Raw genomic sequence first — 20,540 nt, 5'->3', positions numbered from 1 at the left:
TAACAAGCCGATCATAGTATTACCATGAAAAAACCGCTCCGGCTTCGCGAGCCGGAACGGTTAAGTATTGAGCTAATAAACCAAAACTGCCGGGCTGCTCCTCTTGTAAAGTACCAGCTGGCACATTGTTAACCCAACCAAACAAATGTATGCATTTAACTGCTAAGGGAATCGTCTGCGCTGTCAAAAAGAAAAGCGGCAGCAAGGCATTCCGGAAAACCTTGCGTTTTATGAGACTATTGATGTTTTTCATGGTGGCCGGCTGTTTACAGGTTGCCGGCCGGGGCCTGGCGCAATCTATTACACTTCGGGAAAAAAATGCTTCGTTGGAATCGGTATTGCAGTCGGTTAAACAGCAATCGGGGTATGTATTTTTTTACAACTACCGTATTCTCGAAAAAAGTAAACCGGTTACCGTGCAGGTAACGGGCGTATCGCTGCAGGAAGCCCTGGATGCCTGTTTTAAAAACCAGCCGCTTACTTATTCAATTGAAGGCAGGCTGGTAACGGTAAAAATGAAAGAGGCGCCGGCAGTTGAAGAAGAGAAACCGGCGCCCAAAACGATCATTAGCGGTATTGTGCGTGATTCGCTGGGAAGGCCAATTCCTGATATCACGGTGACCATTAAAGGGAAAGGAAAAAGTGTAAGGACCGATAAGAATGGCCATTTCAGCATACAGGCCGACCCGGGCGATGTGTTGCTCTTTTCCTCTGTTTCATTTACGCCCAAAAATATTGCCATCACCGCTGATAATACGGAGCTGGTTGTTAAGCTGGATGCCCGCATCGATAAGCTCGATGATGTGGAAGTAGTGCCTACCGGTTACCAGTTTTTAAAACGTTCACAGGTGGTAGGTTCAACCAATACCATAAAAGCATCTGAATTAAATTTCAATGGCATCAACACCCTTGAGCAGGCTTTGCAGGGTAAGCTGCCAGGTGTAGCTATTACCAATGAAAGCGGCCAGGTTGGCGTTCGCCAGAAGACCCGGGTGCGCGGTACTTCTACCTTATTCGGTAACCAGGACCCCATTTGGGTGGTGGATGGCATTATACAACAGGATCCACTGCCTTTCAAAGCCAGCACCCTCGATGCAGTAGGGGGCGTTACCAAAGACAATTATGATTATGTAAGAGATTATGTGGGCAATGCCATTTCCTGGCTGAACCCACAGGATATTGAGGATATCACCGTATTGAAAGACGCTGCCGCAACAGCCATTTATGGCATCCGCGCCGGTAACGGGGTCATCGTGATCACCACCAAAAAAGGAAGAACAGGGCCGGCCACCATTAATTATTCGGTAAATACCAGCATCTCAGAAAAGGTGACCTACGACAAGCTGAACCTCATGAACTCAAAAGACAGGGTGGCTGTTTCAAAAGAGATCTTTGAACGAGGGTTGATCTCTCAAAACAACTATAACACAAGTATTGGCTATGCAGGTGCGTTGAACGATTACCTGTTCAAGCGCATCGATTATGATGAATTTAACCGGCGGGTAAGGGCTGCCGAAACTGCCAATACCGACTGGTTCAATATTTTATTCCGCGCCCCCATCAGCGCTAACCACAACCTCAGCATAAGCGGTGGCAACTCCAATACCCGGTATTATGCCTCGCTTGGTTTCAGTGATGTAAAGGGAACGGCCATCGGTAACAACAATAAAGGGTACACTGGTAATTTATCAATCAACAGCCGGTTGACCAACAAATTAAATGTAGGCATCAGGTTGTCGGCGTCGCAAAGAAAGACCGACGGGTTTTTCAGGGTGAACCCGTACGGGTATGCATCGTTCACCAGCCGGGTAATACCGGCATATGATTCTGCAGGCAACCGGTATTTTTATGCCAATACGCTTAACAATGGCCCGGGATATACTTTCAATATACTCGACGAACTGGATAATACGGCTAGTTATAACAAAACATTGATGGCCAATGCTAATGTTGAAGTGAATTATAACGTGTTCAGGGACGTTACCTTCCAAACCCTGTTCAGTTACAGTGTTACGTCAACCAACGGCGTTAGCTACGCTACAGACAAGAGCAACTATATCGACTCCCTGCGTGGGTTCGAATACGGGACAGCTAAAATAACCGATGCGGCCTATATCAACAGCAAGTTGCCCATTGGCGGCGAATATAACCAGGATAATGAACAAAGTGTGGCCCTCAACTGGCGCAACAGCATCAACTGGGCAAAATTGTTTAATCATAAACACGCCGTCACGGTGTTGATCGGTGAAGAGATCAATTCTACTCATTATACCGGTTTTACCGAAACAACCTATGGCTGGTTGCGCGACCGGGGAAATGCATTTGCAGCAGTGCCATTGACCTATACTTCATCGAACGTTGCCAATCCCTTATTGCAAATGCCGCACCTCATAACCGACAAAGTGGTGAACAATATGGGCATGTATGCAACCGCCGGTTATACCTACGATAACCGCTATGTACTGAACATGAGCGTACGGTCCGACGCTTCGAACCGCTTTGGACAGGATACGCGCGAAAAATTCAACCCCGTTTGGGCCGGTGGTGTTCGCTGGAATGTGGCCAATGAAAAATGGTTCGATCGCAGTGCCTGGCTTTCGGAATTTAGTGTAAGAGCTTCGTTTGGTTTTCAGCGTAACCTGGCCAGCAATTTCAGTCCAGACCTGGTGCTGAAAATACCAACTACACCCGCCAGTACGGTTACCGACCAGTTTACCGGCGAATATCTGCTGACCATTTCGAACCTGCCATATGCCGACCTGCGCTGGGAAAAGAATACAACTATTAATCTGGGTATGAACATGGGCCTGTTTAAAAACAAGGTCAATGCTTCTGTGGAATATTACCAGAAAATGGGCCGCGATATCATCACTTACCTGGTGGTGCCTGAGGAATACGGGGTAGAGAGCATGCCCGTAAATGGCGGTTCCCTCAATAACCGTGGCGTGGAAATAGGCGCCTCATTCGTACCTGTTCGTACCAAAAATTTTTCCTGGTCAGTGGGCCTCACCCTGTCAAAGAATTTCAATGAGATCAAAAAGACGGGTACCGCTCAAAGTCTTACCTGGAAAACCGCCACCAGCGGACAATTATACAAGGCTGGTTATCCGGTTTCCGGTTTTTGGGCTTTCGATTACCAGGGTATAAATTCGTCGAACGGCTATCCTGTCATAAATTACAAACCCAAAGCTGGCGGCGATTCTCTTAACGATCCTACTTCTTATATGAAATATATGGGAAAGATGGACCCTGATCTTACTACCAACCTTTCAATGGTTTTCAGATATAAAATGCTGTCATTGTCAACTTCACTTTACCTGCAGGTAGGCGGCAAGAAGTTCCGTGCACCCGCCTATAAACTCACTACTTATCTGCCGTCTGAATTCGAGAACCTGTCGAGGGAATTGTTAGACCGCTGGACGCCCGGAAAAACAGACGCTGCCTTCCCCGGTTTGCCCGATAAGAACGTGGGTAATTCCACCTTGCTGCCAAATGGTAAAACCTATACCAATCCTTATGAAATGTACAATTACAGTACGGCCAGGGTGGTGAACGCGTCAACTTTGCGTTGCAACAATATTAACATCAACTACTTATTGCCCGCCAGGCTCATCACTAAGATGCGGCTTAAGACGGCTGGGGTAGGGGCTGGCGTTACATCACCTTTTGCCATTGTAAGCAAAGATTTTAAGGGCATCGATTCGGAAGTAGCAACCGGCAATCAGCCCCGCACAAGAACTTATACGCTTACCCTGAATGCCAGTTTTTAATTTTTAAAACGGGAAACATGAAAAAAATATTAAAGCAATATAGTTGGTTATTTTTGGCGGGTTTGGTATTCACCTCCTGCAAAAAATTTCTTACACAAACCAGCCAGGATGAGCTGATCCCTTCTTCAGTGGCCGACCTTACCCAGCTTATGAACGGCGAAGCATATCCTTATATAGCCGTGATGGATAGTTATATCGACCTGCTCACCGATGATATTCAATGCACGGGCATACCCGTGAACGGGTCGTTGACAACAGATGTATACAGGGGTTTTCTGAATTACGGCGCCCCCATATTTACTTTCGATGCCACCATGTTCGATAGCACGCAGTCGGTTAATTTGGTTAACCTCAGTGGTGTTGACTCCTGGAAGATCTACTATGGAAAAATAAAGGGCTGTAATGTGGTGCTGGATTATATCAGCAAGGTGTCGGGAACGGATAAAGAAAAGAGCGCCCTGAAAGGACAGGTATTATTCCTGCGTGGTTTTTATTATTTAAAACTGGTTACGCTGTATTGCCAGCCCTATAACGGCACAGGCATTGACCCGGCTACTGCCGCCGGGGTGCCGCTAATACTCACCAGTCAGGTCACCGATGAAAATAAACCGCGTAATACGCTGGGCGAAGTATACAGCCAGATCGAAAAAGACCTGCTCGAGGCTGCTGACCTGTTGAAGAATAATTTTGTGCCGGGCAATACCTTCCGCGCAGGTCATTTGGCTGCCTACGCACTATTAAGCAGGTTGTACCTGTATATGGGGCGCGACCAGGATATGGATAATGTTATTTTATACGCCGGCAATGTTTTGGCCGAAAAACCGGCGCTCACCTTTTTAACCACTTATTTTACATCTGCTACCGCATTTAATGCAGCTGGCATTTACGATCTTACCTATAGCCAGGAAGTGATCTGGCAATACAGCTCCAATCCCAAAGGGCTGGCTTATTTTTATCCCCAGTCATTACAATCGGGGGCTTCGCAACCGCCTTTCAGTGTTTCACAGGAACTGGTGAATCTGTACGATCAGGGTACAGGTTCAGGTACAGGCAATCTCGGTGATCTTCGTTATGCCGCCTATTTTGTAAAAACTTCCGGCTCGCCGGCCTGGCCTTACCGAAGCTATAAAGTGGGCTTAAACGTTATTTATGGCGATAAAGGATTGCGGGTGGCCGAGTTATACCTGAACCGTGCCGAAGCCCTTATACGGCGTTATAAAAAGAGTGGTGCGGCGGCCGACCTTTCCCTTGCCCTGAGCGATCTGAACACCCTGCGCATCAGCCGGTACGATACCCGCAATACCGCTTATGTACCGGTTACTATTACCAACCCTGATGCCCTATTGAGTTTTTGCAGGGATGAACGCCGCCGTGAGCTTTGCCTGGAAGACGGTCACCGCTGGGCCGATCTGAAGCGCTGGGGGCTTTCAGTTACACATCATTTTATTGATGTTAATGGGGTCGCCTCCGATTATACACTGGCTGGTAATAGCCCGTTATATGCGCTGCCCATTCCTTATACAGCCATAAACAGGAATTATAACCTGCAACAGAATCCCCGGTAAAATTTCCACTCACCTGAAAAAACGACTTATGTACAAGCTAACATATATAACAGCTCTGATCTTTATAACGGCACTGATGGTAACAGGTTGTAAGAAAGAAGGCGCATTGACTGCCTCGGAAGATGAGCAGGGGTATACGTTGCCGCAAGGTTATCATGGTTACGATACTACCATCCTTGATTTATACAATAAGTACAGCGCATATTTTTTGTACCGTTTTACAGATAAAGACACCTACTGGACACCCACCGGCTGGAAGAATGCTACCCTGAATTCCTCCGGAACCTGGAATACAGGATACGGGGTAACCAGGGCTGATACTAATTTCATTTCCAGCCAACTGGCGTTGATCAAAAAGTTATGGCTTTCCTATTACACGGATAAGTTCCTTGTCAAATTTCTGCCTGCAAAGGTTATGTTGTGCGCATCGGTCGATTCATTGTATACCACCTATGTATTTACGCCAACCTTTCAGGCTATAAATGCAGACAAAAGCGTAGGCGCCTGGTTCAACTATGATAACATATGTGTGAATTATGGTAATGCGGGGGTTACTGCTATGACATCCGGTGATTCTCTTAAATTCCTGGCAAAGACCAATCTCATCTTTATACAAAGTATCCCGGGTCGCAACCTGAGCGCCCCCACCAATGATTTTACTTCCGTTGCAAATTACAATGGAACGTTCAGCAGCCAGGCCAACGCCTATGCGCAAGGGATCATTACCATTTATTACAACGGTCGCAGCGCCCAGCTCGACTGGAATGCTTATATGGAGGCGATGGTCAGCCGGTCGGAGGCAAACCTGAAAAAGAGCACGGCCAATACCGATATGACCTACATGGGCATTTTAAACACCACCAAGGACAGCAACGGGAAAATAAGACAGCGCTATAATATTATCCGCAATTATTTTATCACAAATTATGGTGTTGACCTGCAGGCCATAGGCAATGCTGCAGATAAATAACCGGTAAACAGAGATCATTTAAACAACCTATATTCATGAAACAGGCATTTTTCGCCACCATATTGCTGTTTGCAGGCAATATGGTGGCCCAAAACAGGAGCATCAGTTTTGACAGCAGCAACCTGGAACACTCGTTCACAAAAGCAAAAAGCGATAACAGGTTGATCTTTGTTGACTGTTACACCTCCTGGTGTGGCCCTTGTAAAGAAATGAGCAAGTTTGTATTTACACAGGACAGTGTGGCCGACTTTTTCAATGCACATTTTGTAAATGTAAAGCTGGATATGGAAAAGGGTGAAGGACCTGCCATACAAAAAGAATTTCATGTAGAAGCTTTCCCCACCTATTTGCTGCTGAACAGCAACCGCAAGCTCATCTATCGTTTTGTGGGTGCAATGCCCGCCGATACGTTCCTGGCAAAGATCAAAAAAGGTATGGATACCCTGAACCGTGTGGCCATCCTCAACGAGCGGTATAACAGCGGCGAACGCACCAAAGACCTGTTACGGGAATATATTAAAATAAAGATCGAGGGTATGGAAATGTCAATAGGCGAAAAGGTTGCCGGTGAATATTTTAGTATGCTTACCCCGAAAGAAAAAGTAATGCCTGAGAACTGGTTCCTGTTTGGCGAAAACCGGTATTCTCTTTATTTGTCGAACGTGCATAGCCGAACGTTTATGTACCTGGCCGATCACTGGCGCGATTTTGTAAAAACAAATGGCAGGGAAGTGGTGGAAAACAAAATGCGTCATATGTACCAGCGGATAGCGGAGTTTTGTTTGCATGGCTGGTATTTGAAAGACAGGCTTAAGAACCCGATACCGTATGATAAAACAGAATTCGACCGTTACCGGGCGCAAATAAAAAGTACCGACTTCAAAGATAAAGCTCAATTGACCACCCTGATGAATATTGCCCAGGCGGCCTGCGAAAAAGATACGGAAAGAGTGACCACCCTGATGATAGAAAATATTGGTGGGTTCTCCAGCGAAAATCAACAGGTTGGTTTTGCTTACATGAGCATGTTCAATGCAACGCAATTGAGGCAGAACCCGCAGCTGAGGCGGGTAATTGACAACATCATTCAAAGCAACAGGAACGAAAATCTGGTTCGGTTTGCAAAAAGTCTGTAATCAATAAATACTGGAAGTCTTTATGATGTATTTGAAAAGGAGCTGTTGCTTCTTACTGGCTGTGCTATGGTTGCCGGTGATGGCGAATGCCCAATTGGCCAATTATGCCGCCGCAGAAAAGTATGATGTACCCAATCTGCAAAAAAGAGTGGGTTCATTGACCGTGCTGCCCTTCTTTTTCAAAAACGATGACCGGTTCTGGTTTGTTTATGAAGACCAGCTGGGCAGGAATTATTATTATGTTGATCCGGCAAAAAAAGAAAAGGGCTTCCTGTACAACCGGTCATTGGTGGCAGCACTGTTACAACAATTGCGGAAAGAAACTATTGATAGTGCGCTTATCAATTTTAACGCTCCCTTCAATATTGCCGGCAATCAGCAAACTGTAATTGTAGCCTATAAAGGACAGTCATATGCATATAATTTTTATAAGCATAGCCTGTTGGCCGCCGCCAGGGAAGAAAAAGTGCCCGGTTATCCAAAGGGAGCGGTGGGAACCCTGTCGCCCGATAAAAAATGGCAGTTGTATACGCTGGCCCACAACCTGTACCTGCAACAACTGGGCGATACAACAGAAATGCAGCTTAGTAAAGATGCGGCGCCTTATTATTCCTTTGCAATCAATGAAGGCGATACATCCCTCACACAAAAGCAACCGGCAGATGCCGTATGGCTGGCAGATAGTAAAAGGTTTTATCTCGTTCGCAAAGACAACAGGAAAGTAGGAACCTTATCGATTGTTCATTCATTGGCATGGCCAAGGCCCCGCCTCGAAACCTATAAATACCAGTTGCCGGGCGATAAGAACGTTACACAATATGAATTGTTTGCCGGGGATTTCGCAACCGGCCGTCTGGTAAAAATAAAGACTGCCAAATGGGAAGACCAGGAGCTGGAAGTGGTGAAAACCAAATTCGTTTCGGATGAAATTTATTTCCTGCGAAAAAAGCGCACCCGTGATGAAGTAGAGTTGTGCGCCGGTAATATGACAACCGGGGAGGTGCGCGTGATCATTCATGAAACCAGTAAACCCTATATCAATGAAGACCTGTTCAATGTGTCGGTCATCAACAATGGAAGGGATATCATATGGTGGAGCGACCGCACGGGGTGGGGGCATTACTACCTGTACTCGGGTGATGGCCAGTTAAAGGGCGCATTAACACAGGGCAACTGGACAGCGGGCAGAATAGTGTATATAGATTCCCTTACCAAAACGTTGTACCTGTATGGTTATGGAAAGGAAGCCGGCCGTAACCCGTATTATGCGCATCTATATAAAGTAAGCTTCGATGGCAAGCAAGCCGTTTTGCTAACACCGGAGAATGCCACGCATACAGTTTATTTATCACCAACAGGTCATTATTTCGTTGATAATTTTTCAACCATAAATACACCGCCACAGACCGTATTACGCGATCATACCGGTAAACTGATATTGACGGTGGCCCAACCAAACCTTGAAAAATTATACAACTATGGCTGGCGGCCGCCCGAGCCGTTCACCATCAAAGCGGCAGACGGCGTAACAGACCTGTACGGGATCATGTGGAAGCCTTTCGATTTCGATTCCACCAAAAAATACCCGGTAATATCACAAGTATATCCGGGGCCGCAAACCGAAACCGTATGGAGTGACTTTACCATTTTTGACAAATACAACAATGCGCCTTTGGCGCAACTGGGTTGTATTGTGGTTTGCATGGGGCATAGGGGCGGTTCGCCTTACCGGGAGAAGAAATATGCCACCTTTCAATATGGCAACCTGCGCGATGCGCCACTGGCCGATGATAAGCATGGACTGGAACAACTGGCGCAACGATATTCATATATCGATCTGAAACGTGTAGGCATCTTCGGTCATTCAGGCGGCGCTATGATGGCAACGGCTGCTATTTGCACCTATCCCGATTTTTATAAAGTGGCGGTTGCCTCTTCGGGTAACCATGATAATAAAATCTACAACCGCACCTGGGGTGAAACCTACCAGGGCATCACAGAGAAGACGGATACATTGCCCAATGGCAAACTGGTTACTTCTTTTCCTTTTAAAACAGATGTTAATCAAACGCTGGCAAAGAACCTTAAAGGCCATTTGTTGCTGGTTACCGGTGAAACAGATGCCAATGTTCATCCCGGAAATACCTTCAGAATGGCCGATGCGCTCATAAGGGAAGGCCGCGATTTCGATATGCTGGTATTGCCCGGGCAATCGCATCATTATGAAGGCATATACAAAACATTTTTTGAACAAAAACTGCGACGCTATTTCGCAACTTATTTAATAGAAAATACAAATGACACACTCAGTGAAAAGTAACAGGCAGGTATTGGTCGTGCATAAAAGAATAAAACAATTGATTGCTGTGACCTTTATTACTGTTTCAGGCTTTGCCCAGCAAAAACAATCTGAAGGGTCTGCCGCAACAGGCGGTGGAGGTAATGCAGGCGCTCAGCCGTCGCCGGCGGTAAAGGCCGCACCAAAAGCTTATAAGGATATTATTACCGCCAAAGCAGTATCCTGTACCGGTTTGTTCATTGTGCATAAGGTAGAGGATAAAATTTATTTTGAATTACCCGACAGTATTCTCAACCACGATATGCTGATCATCAGCCGCCTGGCGAAGGCCGGCGCCGATATGCGCTCGGGCAGTTCCATGTCGGGCTATGCAGGTGATGTGCTTAATGAGTCGGTAGTGCGGTTCGAAAAAGGGCCGAACAACAAGCTCTTTATCCGCGATATTTCCTATAGCGAACGCGTAAAAGATACTGCCAGTGATATGTATAAAGCGGTCATGAATTCAAACATACAGCCCATCAGCCTGGCATTTGATATTCGGGCAACCAGAAAGGATTCCATATCTGGCGTGCAACATACGGTTATTGAGCTCACCGATATCATTAATGGCGATAACGACCTCTTCTTCTGGGGCGGGTCAAAAGGTAAATTCAGCGTTGCCGGTTATCAACCCGATAAATCGTACCTGCAATATGTAAAAAGCTTTCCGATCAATACCGAGATCAGAACGGTGAAAACTTATATGAAAGTGGCCAACAATACCGCCAACCTGTTCAATGGCGTACTAAGCACCAATACGCCGGCCCCCAAACTGGTTACGGTTGAATTGAATACCAGTATTGTAATGCTGCCTGAAAAACCTATGCAGGCCCGTTATGCCGATGACCGGGTGGGTTATTTTTCTACTTCCTATACCGATTTCGACGCCAACCCCCAGGGCGTAAAGCGTGTATCCTTTGCTGAGCGCTGGCGGCTGGAACCAAAAAAGGAAGACATGCAGAAATATAATCGCGGCGAGCTGGTAGAACCCGTGAAGCCCATTGTTATTTACATTGATCCGGAAACGCCGGCTAAATGGGTGCCTTATCTTATACAGGGTATAAACGATTGGCAGGTGGCTTTTGAAAAAGCCGGGTTTAAAAATGCCATCATCGGGAAAATGGCGCCTACAGCTGCAGAAGACTCTACCTGGAGCCTCGAAGATGCCCGTCACTCGGCCATTGTATACAAGCCTTCAGCGGTGCCAAATGCAAGCGGTCCGCATATTGTTGATCCCCGAAGCGGAGAGGTTATTGAAACGCATATCAACTGGTACCATAATGTAATGAAGCTGGTGCACGACTGGTATTTTGTGCAGGCGGCTGCCGTTGATACGGCTGCCCGTACCATGCACTTTAGTGATGCATTAATGGGACAACTGATCAGGTTTGTTTCTTCGCATGAAGTAGGGCATACGCTGGGCCTCCTGCACAATTTCGGCAGCAGCTCAACAACGCCTGTTGAAAAATTACGCGATAAAAAATGGGTGGAAGCAAACGGACATACGCCTTCCATTATGGATTATGCCCGCTTCAATTATGTAGCTCAACCCGAAGACAGCATTTCAGAAAAGGGCTTATTTCCCCGTATAGGTGAATACGATAAATGGGCCATTGAATGGGGATACCGGTTAATACCTGACGTGAAAACGGCCACAGAAGAAACACCTACCCTGAATAAATGGATCATCGCCCGTTCAGCCGACAAACGCTACTGGTTTGGATACGAGCGAAGCGAAGATGACCCGCGCAGCCAGAACGAAGACCTGGGCGATAATGCCATGAAAGCCGGTGAGTATGGGATTAAAAACCTGAAGCGCATTATGACCCACCTGGTTGAATGGACAAAAGAAGACAACGAAGGCTACGATAACCTGCAGAACATGCATGTGCAATTATTTCAGCAGTTCAACCGCTATGTGGGCCATGTGCTGAAAAATATCGGCGGGCGGTACGAAACATTCAAGTCTGTAGAACAGCCAGGCCCTGTATATGAAGCGGTGCCCGAAGCCGTGCAATCGGAAGCCATGCGTTTTATTCATCAAAATGTATTCATTACCCCCACCTGGTTACTCGATAAAAAGATCCTTTCCTATACCGGCAATTACCCAATGGAGATCATAAATGCCTTACAGGATGGTGCGATTTCGAAGCTGCTCAGTTCACAAACTTTAAGCCGGTTGATGAATAATGAATCGGTCAATAGCAAAACCTATACAGCGCTTCAATTCTTTAACGATCTGTACAAAGGTGTATGGAGTGAACTGGAAACAAAGGCCCCCATCGATGTGTACCGGCGCAATTTGCAAAAACTGTACATCGACAGGTTATCATTTTATGTAAAGCCGCCTGCCGGTACCACTCCTTTAAAAAGCTCTGAAATATCGGCTGTAGGAAGGGCGCAACTGGTTATGCTCAGGTCAAAAATGAGGGGGGCTTTGCCGGTGGTGCAGGATACTATGACAAAATACCATTTACAGGACCTGATTGAAAAAATAGATAATACGCTCAGTACAAAATAATGTAAACACGAATTGAATTATTCCTGGAAAAACCCGGTCGAAACAGCACATTGTTAATCCGTATTCGATTACAAATGCAGGATTGGAGATTCCTGAATTGCTCTCATGTGATGCTTGTAATAGCATAAAAAGGGCTTGTTTTTACTTGCTCTTTTTTCTTGAAAAACAGGGAGGCTATCAATTTCTGATAGCCTCTGTTGTTTTTTATATGATCTTAATCTTTTATCTCCACCACCGCTACAGAAAATGGTTTTAATGTAACCAGGTTGCCTGTTATCGTTGTTTGTGCCGGCGGGTTTTCGCGCGTGTCTACATCAACCTGTTTTATGATGCGGTTATTCGCCTGGGGCAACAGCACCTGTTGCGGGGTATTGTGTTTATTGATGAGCAGCACCTTCTTTCCCTGTTTGGTTTTAATAGCCTGTGCAATTACATAGCCGCTTTTCCCTTTGCAGGAAGTATTCACCAGGATATCACCCGCACCAAAATTTTCTTTCAGCAGGCGCAACACCCAATACCGCGCATTGGGATTGCCATTTTCCCAGTTCATCATGCTTACATCAGGGAACTGGGTGGGATAGCCTACCAGTTGCGATTCGCCTGCTACCTCAATGCCCAGTTTTATTAGCTCAAGAAAAATATAAGCGTACATAGCGCCGGCGAGGTTCCAGTAATCATCGGGTATGGGCCCCGATTCGCGCGGTGAGCGCAGAATAACGCCGATCTCATTGATCGTGGTAAATACCTGTGGCGCCAAACGCTTTCTTATGCTTTCGATGTAACGCAGCTTGTCAAGAAAAGATTCAGCCTGCTCGAAAAACGTATACTGATAATTTTCGATAGTTTGCTGTGGCCAGGAAGGTCTTGAATAATGATGGTACGAAATACCTTCGGGCTGAATGCCGGGTTTATGATTGTTGGGATTGAGGAAATATTCAAAATATTCCGGTTCGCGTATATAGGCAAGGGATAACCCAATGAATTTTGTTTGGGATGATATTTTCTTCAGCTCGCCTACAATGGCATCGTACATTTTTGTATATAATTGAACCGGTATATGATGTTCCAGGTCTGGTTCATTAAGCACTTCCCAATAGGGAATATCGTAATAGTGTCCCGATTTGTGGTATACGCCCAGTTCATCGGTAAATCCGCCTTTTGTATACCAACTGAACAGCCGCGCAAAATATCCGGCTAATTCTTTCATAGTGGTGTCACGTAGTTCGGTGCCCTGGTTATAATCCCAGCCAAGGCCGTAAGGATCATCAGGGTATTTCACCGGTTTGGCGGTCTTCCACATCCAGGCCGGTGTGGTGCTGAAATTGATGACGGTTGAATGCCCTTTTGTAGCTTCCATCAGCGCAGCCATGGTACTGTCGAGGTAGGTAAAGTCCCAGTATGTTTTGGTAGCTGTGGGTGGTTCCAGTTCCGCTACTGCCATTTTAGGGTAGGGGAACCAGGGAACATAGCGAACATAATCGGCGCCTAATTCCTTCAATGCTTTAAAGGTATTTTTATGAATGGGGGAATTGGGCCGCACCATCGGGTTTTCGACCAACTGCAGGGTGGCTGTGGTTTTTGATACAATGAGCTGTTTATCCCAGTTAATGGTAACCTTGCTGGTGTCGGTTTGTGCAACCAGGGTTGAATGAACGAGCGCCAGGGCGCCGGCAAAAACGAATAGTCGATTCATTATGGCTGGTATCTTTGGTGTATACTGTAGATACGTAATAAATGACAGGTACCACCATCGATGTTCAAAAATGAGGAAGCCTCCCGATGAATCGGGAGGCTTCGGTATTAATCCAATATCCTATGAAAAACCGATGTAAAAATATCGTATTGGGGTTTTGCAGCAGTTGATGCTTGTCACCCGCACTTATGATTGTCGTTGAACGGTGGTCATAATGGAATTGTAGGCGTAACAATTATTTAATGACCGTTCCTTCTTTTATTTCATCCGTTGCATGTAGCAATACCTCATCGCCGCCGGCCAGCTCGCCAAATACTTCGGTCGAATCTTTTGTTTTAAGTCCTTCCCTGATATCTATATAGCTGGCTTTCCCGGCTTTAACGGTAATTACGTATTGGCGTTCTGTCGACCGTACAATGGCATTATTGGGCACCAGTAAAGATTTGGCCGCAGACAGCAGGGGGATCTTTACTTCGGCATACATGCCTGGTTTCAGTTCCTGGCTTTTATTCTGCACATCTATTTCAATGGCCTCTGAACGCATATTTGTAAGCGCATTGGCCGAACGGCTTATTTTGGCTTCCTGCGTTTTCCCGGGCATTGAGTTAAAAACAAAATTGACGGGTCTTTTCACATCAACCTGGTCAACATATGCTTCGGGGATAAACACTTCGAGCCGCAGCTTTTGCAAATGCTGCAATACCAGCATGGGCTGGTCGTTCGATTTGCTGCCGGGCCCCACCAGGGCGCCTGCTGAAATATTGCGTTGGGTAATAACCCCATCAAAAGGCGCTCTGATGATAAGATAGCTGTTAACGTTCTTCATCATATCTACATTCGATTTTTCAGCCATCACAATAGCATCATCGGCTTTCATGCGGGCCATGGCATTGTCGAGGTCTAATGGCGCTACAGCTCCTTCTTCCTTTGCGGCTTCTTTTAGCCGCCGGTATTTCTCCTTGCTGGCAATGGCATTTTCCTGTGCCTGCACATACTTTGAAGCGGCCTGTTGCACCTGCGATTCCATTTCAGGCGCCACCAGGCGCACCAATAGTTGTCCCTTTTTTACCACGGTACCGCGATCGGCGAACACTTCCTCCACAAACCCGTTTACCCGGGCATAAATGTTCACTTCTTCAAAAGGTTTTAACTGGCCGGGCAGCTTTACATAGCTCGATAAAGGGTTTTCAGTTACATGGCCGGTTTCGTACCTGCTGCTCTCGTTTACTGCTTTTGCCGTGAGGTCAATGGGTTTTTCAATTTGCGAACAGCCGAAAAGCAGCAGGCTGATCAGGAATGCGGAACAGCTTTTTTTCATGCGTTTATATTTACGGTTGAGTGGATGTGTGTATTCGTTTTGCCATTCATGGAATGCTCCCTGTCCTCAGGCTCCGGCATCAGGGAAGGCGATTGGTAGCTCGATTTTTTCTGTACCCAGGCAAAAACCTGTGGTAATATCAGTAGAGCGGCCAGGGTAGAAGCGGCTAAACCGCCAATTACGGCCCGGCCCAGCGGGGCCGATTGTTCACCGGCTTCTCCCATGCCCGAGGCCATGGGTACCATGCCTGCTATCATAGCGAAGCTGGTCATTAAAATAGGCCGCAACCTGATGGAGGCGCTCATGACGGCGGCCCTGGTGGCGTCGCGGTATTCCAGCCGTAATTTCTCGGCATTCGTAACAATGAGGATGGCATTGGCTACCGATACGCCGGTACTCATGATCATGCCCATATACGATTGCAGGTTCAGGGTAGAACCGGTCAGCAGCAGGGCGGCCAGCGACCCGGTGATCACCGCCGGAACGGTTGATAATACAGTAAGCGATAATTTGAATGACTGGTAATTCGCCGCCAGCAACAGGAACATCACCAGCACGGCAAACAATAATCCGCTTTGCAGGCTCGACAGGGTTTCTGTAAGCAGGCTCGACATCCCTCTTACCTCCGCGACCAATCCTTTGGGTGGCGCACCTATAGAACGTAATGCGTGTTGTACATCGGTAGTGGCAGTGCCAAGGTCTTTTTTAAAGATGTTGGCATTTACGGTAACAAAGCGCCTGGGGCCGCTGCGGTCATATTCTCCGGGTACGTAGGTGGTTTTAAATGTGGCTATATCACCCAATACGGGGCTGCTTTGCCCTTTAACGAGCGGGATCTCGCGCAGCTCATCCATGGTATTCATAACGTATTCGGGTATTTGCACCTGCACCTGGTAGGTATAGGCCTTGGCTTCATCGAGCCATTGGTTCTTTTCGCTGAACCGGCTCGAGGAGGTACTGGCTGTTACTGACCGGGCAATATCCTGCACATTCAATCCCATTTGAGCCGCCTTTAACCTGTCAATTGAAATAGAGACAACAGGAAATTTCAGCGGCTGGGCTATTTGTACATCGCGCAGGTAGGGGATCTTTTTGAGGCTGTCAACGATCTTGTTGGCATAACCTTCAATTTCATTCATATCTTTTCCTGCTACCCTGATCTCAATTGGCGTGGCGGCGCCCTGGCTCATGATCTTTTCCGTCATATCGATCGGTTCAAACAATACACGTACTTCCGGTACTTCATGGCGAATGTTTTTGCGTAAGGCGTCTTTCAGTTCATCCATATTCACTTTGTAATGTTCGTTCAGGTTCACCTGTAAAACGGCTTCGTGCGTACCCGTATTAAAAATGTACAGGTTGCTGGTGCCATAACTACTGGGAATTAACCCAATATAAGCCGAGCTGATGCTCACCTGGTGGTTCACTGTTTTATCGATCACCGTAAGCACCTGCCGTAATTTTTCCTCTGTGCGCTCGAGCCGCGTACCATCGGGCATTTTAATGCGTACCTGAAACTGGCCATTGTTCAGTTTGGGCATCATGTCTTTGCCTATGATAACAAAACCCAATGCTGCCAATGCCAGTACGGAGGCCAGGTAAACAATGACTGTTGCTTTCCGGCGTTTCATGCCGCGTTGTAAAAAATGCATGTAGCGGAGCTTGACCCGTTCGAACAAATCGTTCTTTTCCGGTTCCTTTTTTTCATTTTCCAGGTGATTGTTCACCTGGTTTATCTCCTGGTCATTGAGCGCCTGGGCGGCATGGGCGTGTATGTGGCCATGATGGTAATGCTGGTACCGCTCTGCTTTAATTAGCCAGTTTGAAAAAATGGGTACCAGTGTTTGCGCTGCGATGTATGAAACGATCATGGTGAACCCAATGGAAAGTGATAAGGGCAGGAACATGGCTTTGGGCACACCGGTCATTAAAAACGAAGGCGCAAAAACCGCCAGTATACACAGCAGGATCAATAGCAGGGGAAAGGCAATTTCCTCGCAGGCATCGTAGATCGCCTGTTTTTTGTTCTTTCCCATCTCCAGGTGCTGGTGAATATTTTCAATGGTAACTGTTGCCTGGTCAACCAGGATACCGATCGCCAGCGCCAGTCCGCTCAGCGTCATAATATTTATGGTTTGTCCAAACAGGCTTAATAGCAGCAGTCCAATAAAGATGGAAACCGGGATGGTAATAATAACGATGAGGCTGCTGCGCCAATCGCGCAGGAACAGCAGCACCATAAGCCCCGTAAGCAGGGCGCCGAGCGCTCCTTCGGTGGCGAGGCTTTTCACCGCATTCACCACAAACACCGATTGGTCGAATTCATACGAGATCTTTACATCATCGGGTAACAGGCTTTGGATATCGGGCAGTTTTGCCTTCAGGTCTTTTACCACCTGCCAGGTACTGGCATCGGCAGTTTTTACCACCGGTATGTAAACTGACCGTTTACCATTGATCAATGCATAATCGACCGTAATATCGGCTGCATCGGCTACGCGCGCCACATCTTTTATTAAAACAGGCACGCCGTTTTTGGTAGTAATGGGTATATCGCCGAATTCGGTCACATCCTTTATGAGGGTGTTGATGGTGGTTACATACATGGTATTGTTGAGCCGCAGGTTGCCCGAAGGCGACATTACATTGAATTTGGCGAGGGCGCTCACCACTTCATCAGGCGTAAGGTTGTAGCTGCGCAATTTATCGGGGTCAACATTTACGGTAATTGACCTTGAGTTGGCGCCAAAGGGCGGGGGAGCCGTTAAACCGGAAACGTTGGCAAATGAAGGGCGTATACGGGTGGCGGCCAGATCGTAGATCTCTTTCAGGCTGCGGGTTTTGCTCGAAATAACCAACTGCCCAACCGGCAGGGACGATGCATCAAAACGAATAACCTGCGGGGGCAGTGCGCCGGGCGGAAAGAACTTCATGGCCCGGTTCACCTGCAGCGCTACCTGGGCGCTTGCTTCGGCCATATCGGTTTTTTCATAAAAACTCAGTTTGAGCATGGTGAGCCCCTGGATGTTTTTGGTGGAAATGCTTTTCACGCCGTTCACATACAGGAACTGGTCCTGCAGGCGGGTACTGAAAAAGCCTTCCATTTGCTGGGCACTCATGCCGCCGTAGCTTTCGATCACATAGATCGTTGGCAGGTTCAATTGCGGGAATATATCAACGGGCATTTTCAATGTTGCCAGTACCGCAAAGAACAACAGGCTGATTGCGATGACTATATTTGAAATGGGCTTTTTAAGCGCCGATGAAACTAATGACATAATACCGGGTTAATTGGTGATGCGTAAAAGTGATTGTACCTGGTTCGCTGCAATGGCTTTTTCAAACAGTGTTTTGCAATACAGGTATTTCGCCATGATAAGGTCGGTTTCGGCGCGGTATAGCACGTTAAGGGCTGAATTGAGTTCTAAAATGTCGGTAAGGCCATTCTTGTATAAAGAAAGTTTTTGCCGGTAAGCGGCCTGCGCTGCTGCCAGCTGGTGCGGAATTTCCTGCAATCGTTCGCCGGCGGTCACCAGTTGGGCATCGAGCCTGTTCTCACTAAGCGATAACAGCATCTCCTGTTCCTGCAATTGCTTTTCGGCATAATTGGTATAGGCCTGCTGCGTCTTTAATTGTAATTGTTTCCGTTTCAGATCGAACAGGTCGTATTTAATGCCAACGCCAACGAGGTAATTGCCGCGTTCCAACCCAATACCGGTCGACAGCTTGCGGAACTCATCGGTGGTGGGGTTGATGCTGCTGCCACGCCCCCATACCGCGCCCTGTAAGGAAACGCTGGGGTAGTAGCTCTTCTTTACCAGTGATTCCTTTTCAAGGCTGTTGCGGTAAAGCGATTTATAATAAGTGATCAGCGGATGGGTCGCCAGGGCAGTATCAATGGATGGCGGCGCCTGGTTGTGTTCAACCAGTTTGTTTACATACCCGGTATCGGGTTGTAATTGTTCAGTGGGTATACTCGTAATGGCCGAAAGCATCAGCTTGTATTGTTGCCGCTGGCCTTTGAGCTCAACATAATTCAACCGTGATTTCGAGATCTCCGCTTCTGCAATGCTGGTATCAACACCGGCTTTAACGCCGCTGCGGGCAAGGGCCATCACCGATTGCCGTATTTCTATATTCCGTTGAATATTTAATTGTTGAATAGCCAACAGGTCTTCAATGCGAAGCCATTGCAGGTAGTTGTCGATCACCAGGGCCTGCAATTGATATTTCCGTTGATTGAATTTTGATAATTCCACCTGCACATCAGACGCAGCCAGCTGCTGTTGCGCTTTGCGTCCGCCAAAATCATAGATCGTGAAATCAACAGCGGCAATAGCCAGGTCGGTGAGTATAGAAGAAGAGTTGCCGATGGCGCGTACCTTTGAATTACCGGGTACCATGCCATAAGAAAAATAGCCGCCGGGCATATTATTATTGGTACCTATATCGGCCTGCATACCAACATTGAGATCGGGCAACCAATTATAGGTTATTGCATGTTGCTGTGCCTGCCGTATTAAAATAGCCATTGAATCGGCACGCAGAAAAGGCGACCGCTCATTGGCCTGGTCGAGTAATAGTTTTAATGCGGGCACAGCAGCTGACGTTTGGGCCTGTACCGAACTATAAATAAACGATAACGAGCAATAAGCGCAAATGAGATGCGCTTTTTTTAATAGTACCATGCTGATGAAAGTTTATGCCACATGCCTGATGGGAATGAATTGGCCGCTTAGGCAGTATTTTACTGCATAAAGGGGCGCGCATGCCAGTCTTTAATAACAGGAATTAATAGTAAGATAATCAGTAAGAGATCAGGCAACAGGTGGCCCTCGAAAAGGGGAGTGTAGCTGTTTAAAGCTTTGTAAGGTGGGAACGGGGTGAATGAATTGTTTGCGTTCTACAGCAAAAGCAACAGCGATGTGTTTGGGTAAATGATTAAGCTGATAAACCTGCTGATGAAAGTAACGCTTGTTAAGCTGGGGCTGTAAAACCGACAACTTTTTATCTGAGGGAGAAATGTACTTGCAGCTTTTTGCACTGTTGAGGTCATTGCCGGCAGCCGCAACTATGTTTATGTCGCTTGCATTGGGAAGGGTATACTTCAGGTTTAATTGAACCAGTAAGAAAAGTAGATACACCCCCAATATGCCGGATTTTCCTAATACAGACCTGAGCTTTACACGCTGCATGCGGTAAAATTATAAAAAAAATCAAAACCCCGGC

General features: G+C 46.9%; 12 protein-coding genes. 6 read left to right on the top strand and 6 right to left on the bottom strand.

What is annotated here, in order from left to right; translation table 11 throughout:
* Positions 1-19: 19 nt before the first annotated feature.
* On the bottom strand, positions 20-253 hold the full coding sequence (locus A3860_RS41575) for a hypothetical protein (RefSeq protein WP_173820319.1): 234 nt from the start codon (positions 251-253) through the stop codon (positions 20-22).
* Between A3860_RS41575 and A3860_RS37265 the strand changes: the two genes are divergently transcribed.
* The 6 genes from A3860_RS37265 to A3860_RS37240 are packed head-to-tail and all read left to right on the top strand — an operon-like array spanning position 231 to position 12,300.
* Positions 231-3,770, top strand: coding sequence for a SusC/RagA family TonB-linked outer membrane protein (locus tag A3860_RS37265; RefSeq protein WP_245843709.1), 3,540 nt, complete (start codon positions 231-233; stop codon positions 3,768-3,770). The two genes, A3860_RS41575 and A3860_RS37265, sit on opposite strands and share 23 nt — an antisense overlap.
* Positions 3,771-3,787: 17 nt before the next feature.
* Positions 3,788-5,335: a RagB/SusD family nutrient uptake outer membrane protein gene (locus A3860_RS37260; RefSeq protein WP_081155686.1), complete on the top strand. Its 1,548-nt coding sequence runs from the start codon at positions 3,788-3,790 to the stop codon at positions 5,333-5,335.
* A 28-nt stretch (positions 5,336-5,363) separates the two neighbouring features.
* A complete protein-coding gene (locus A3860_RS37255; protein ID WP_081155685.1) occupies positions 5,364-6,305 on the top strand; it encodes a hypothetical protein in 942 nt (313 codons plus the stop codon).
* Between the two features lie 35 nt (positions 6,306-6,340).
* Positions 6,341-7,441 carry a thioredoxin family protein gene (locus tag A3860_RS37250; RefSeq protein ID WP_081155684.1) on the top strand — a complete coding sequence of 367 codons (1,101 nt, stop codon included), beginning with the start codon at positions 6,341-6,343 and terminating at the stop codon, positions 7,439-7,441.
* Between the two features lie 22 nt (positions 7,442-7,463).
* Complete coding sequence (locus A3860_RS37245) at positions 7,464-9,761, top strand: S9 family peptidase (protein WP_081155683.1); 2,298 nt, start codon at positions 7,464-7,466, stop codon at positions 9,759-9,761.
* Complete coding sequence (locus tag A3860_RS37240) at positions 9,739-12,300, top strand: zinc-dependent metalloprotease (protein WP_081155682.1); 2,562 nt, start codon at positions 9,739-9,741, stop codon at positions 12,298-12,300. Before A3860_RS37245 ends, A3860_RS37240 begins: the two co-directional genes overlap by 23 nt.
* A gap of 214 nt (positions 12,301-12,514) precedes the next feature.
* On the opposite strand, the gene A3860_RS37235 is transcribed toward A3860_RS37240, so the two are convergent.
* The 5 genes from A3860_RS37235 to A3860_RS37215 all read right to left on the bottom strand — a co-directional run bounded on the left by A3860_RS37235 (position 12,515) and on the right by A3860_RS37215 (position 20,506).
* Positions 12,515-13,993: a glycosyl hydrolase family 39 gene (locus tag A3860_RS37235; protein ID WP_081155681.1), complete on the bottom strand. Its 1,479-nt coding sequence runs from the start codon at positions 13,991-13,993 to the stop codon at positions 12,515-12,517.
* Between the two features lie 235 nt (positions 13,994-14,228).
* On the bottom strand, positions 14,229-15,311 hold the full coding sequence (locus tag A3860_RS37230; protein ID WP_081155680.1) for an efflux RND transporter periplasmic adaptor subunit: 1,083 nt from the start codon (positions 15,309-15,311) through the stop codon (positions 14,229-14,231).
* Positions 15,308-18,589, bottom strand: a complete 3,282-nt coding sequence (locus tag A3860_RS37225) for an efflux RND transporter permease subunit (protein WP_081155679.1) — start codon at positions 18,587-18,589, stop codon at positions 15,308-15,310. Before A3860_RS37225 ends, A3860_RS37230 begins: the two co-directional genes overlap by 4 nt.
* A gap of 9 nt (positions 18,590-18,598) precedes the next feature.
* Positions 18,599-19,999 (bottom strand): TolC family protein, encoded by a 1,401-nt coding sequence (locus tag A3860_RS37220; RefSeq protein WP_081155678.1) that lies wholly within the window; start codon positions 19,997-19,999, stop codon positions 18,599-18,601.
* A 129-nt stretch (positions 20,000-20,128) separates the two neighbouring features.
* Positions 20,129-20,506 (bottom strand): hypothetical protein, encoded by a 378-nt coding sequence (locus A3860_RS37215; protein ID WP_081155677.1) that lies wholly within the window; start codon positions 20,504-20,506, stop codon positions 20,129-20,131.
* Positions 20,507-20,540 lie beyond the last annotated feature (34 nt).

The sequence above is a fragment of the Niastella vici genome (assembly GCF_002077945.1).
In the GTDB taxonomy this organism is placed as follows: domain Bacteria; phylum Bacteroidota; class Bacteroidia; order Chitinophagales; family Chitinophagaceae; genus Niastella; species Niastella vici.
The sequence above is the reverse complement of the archived record's forward strand: the minus strand, read 5'-3'. Positions and strand labels throughout refer to the sequence as shown.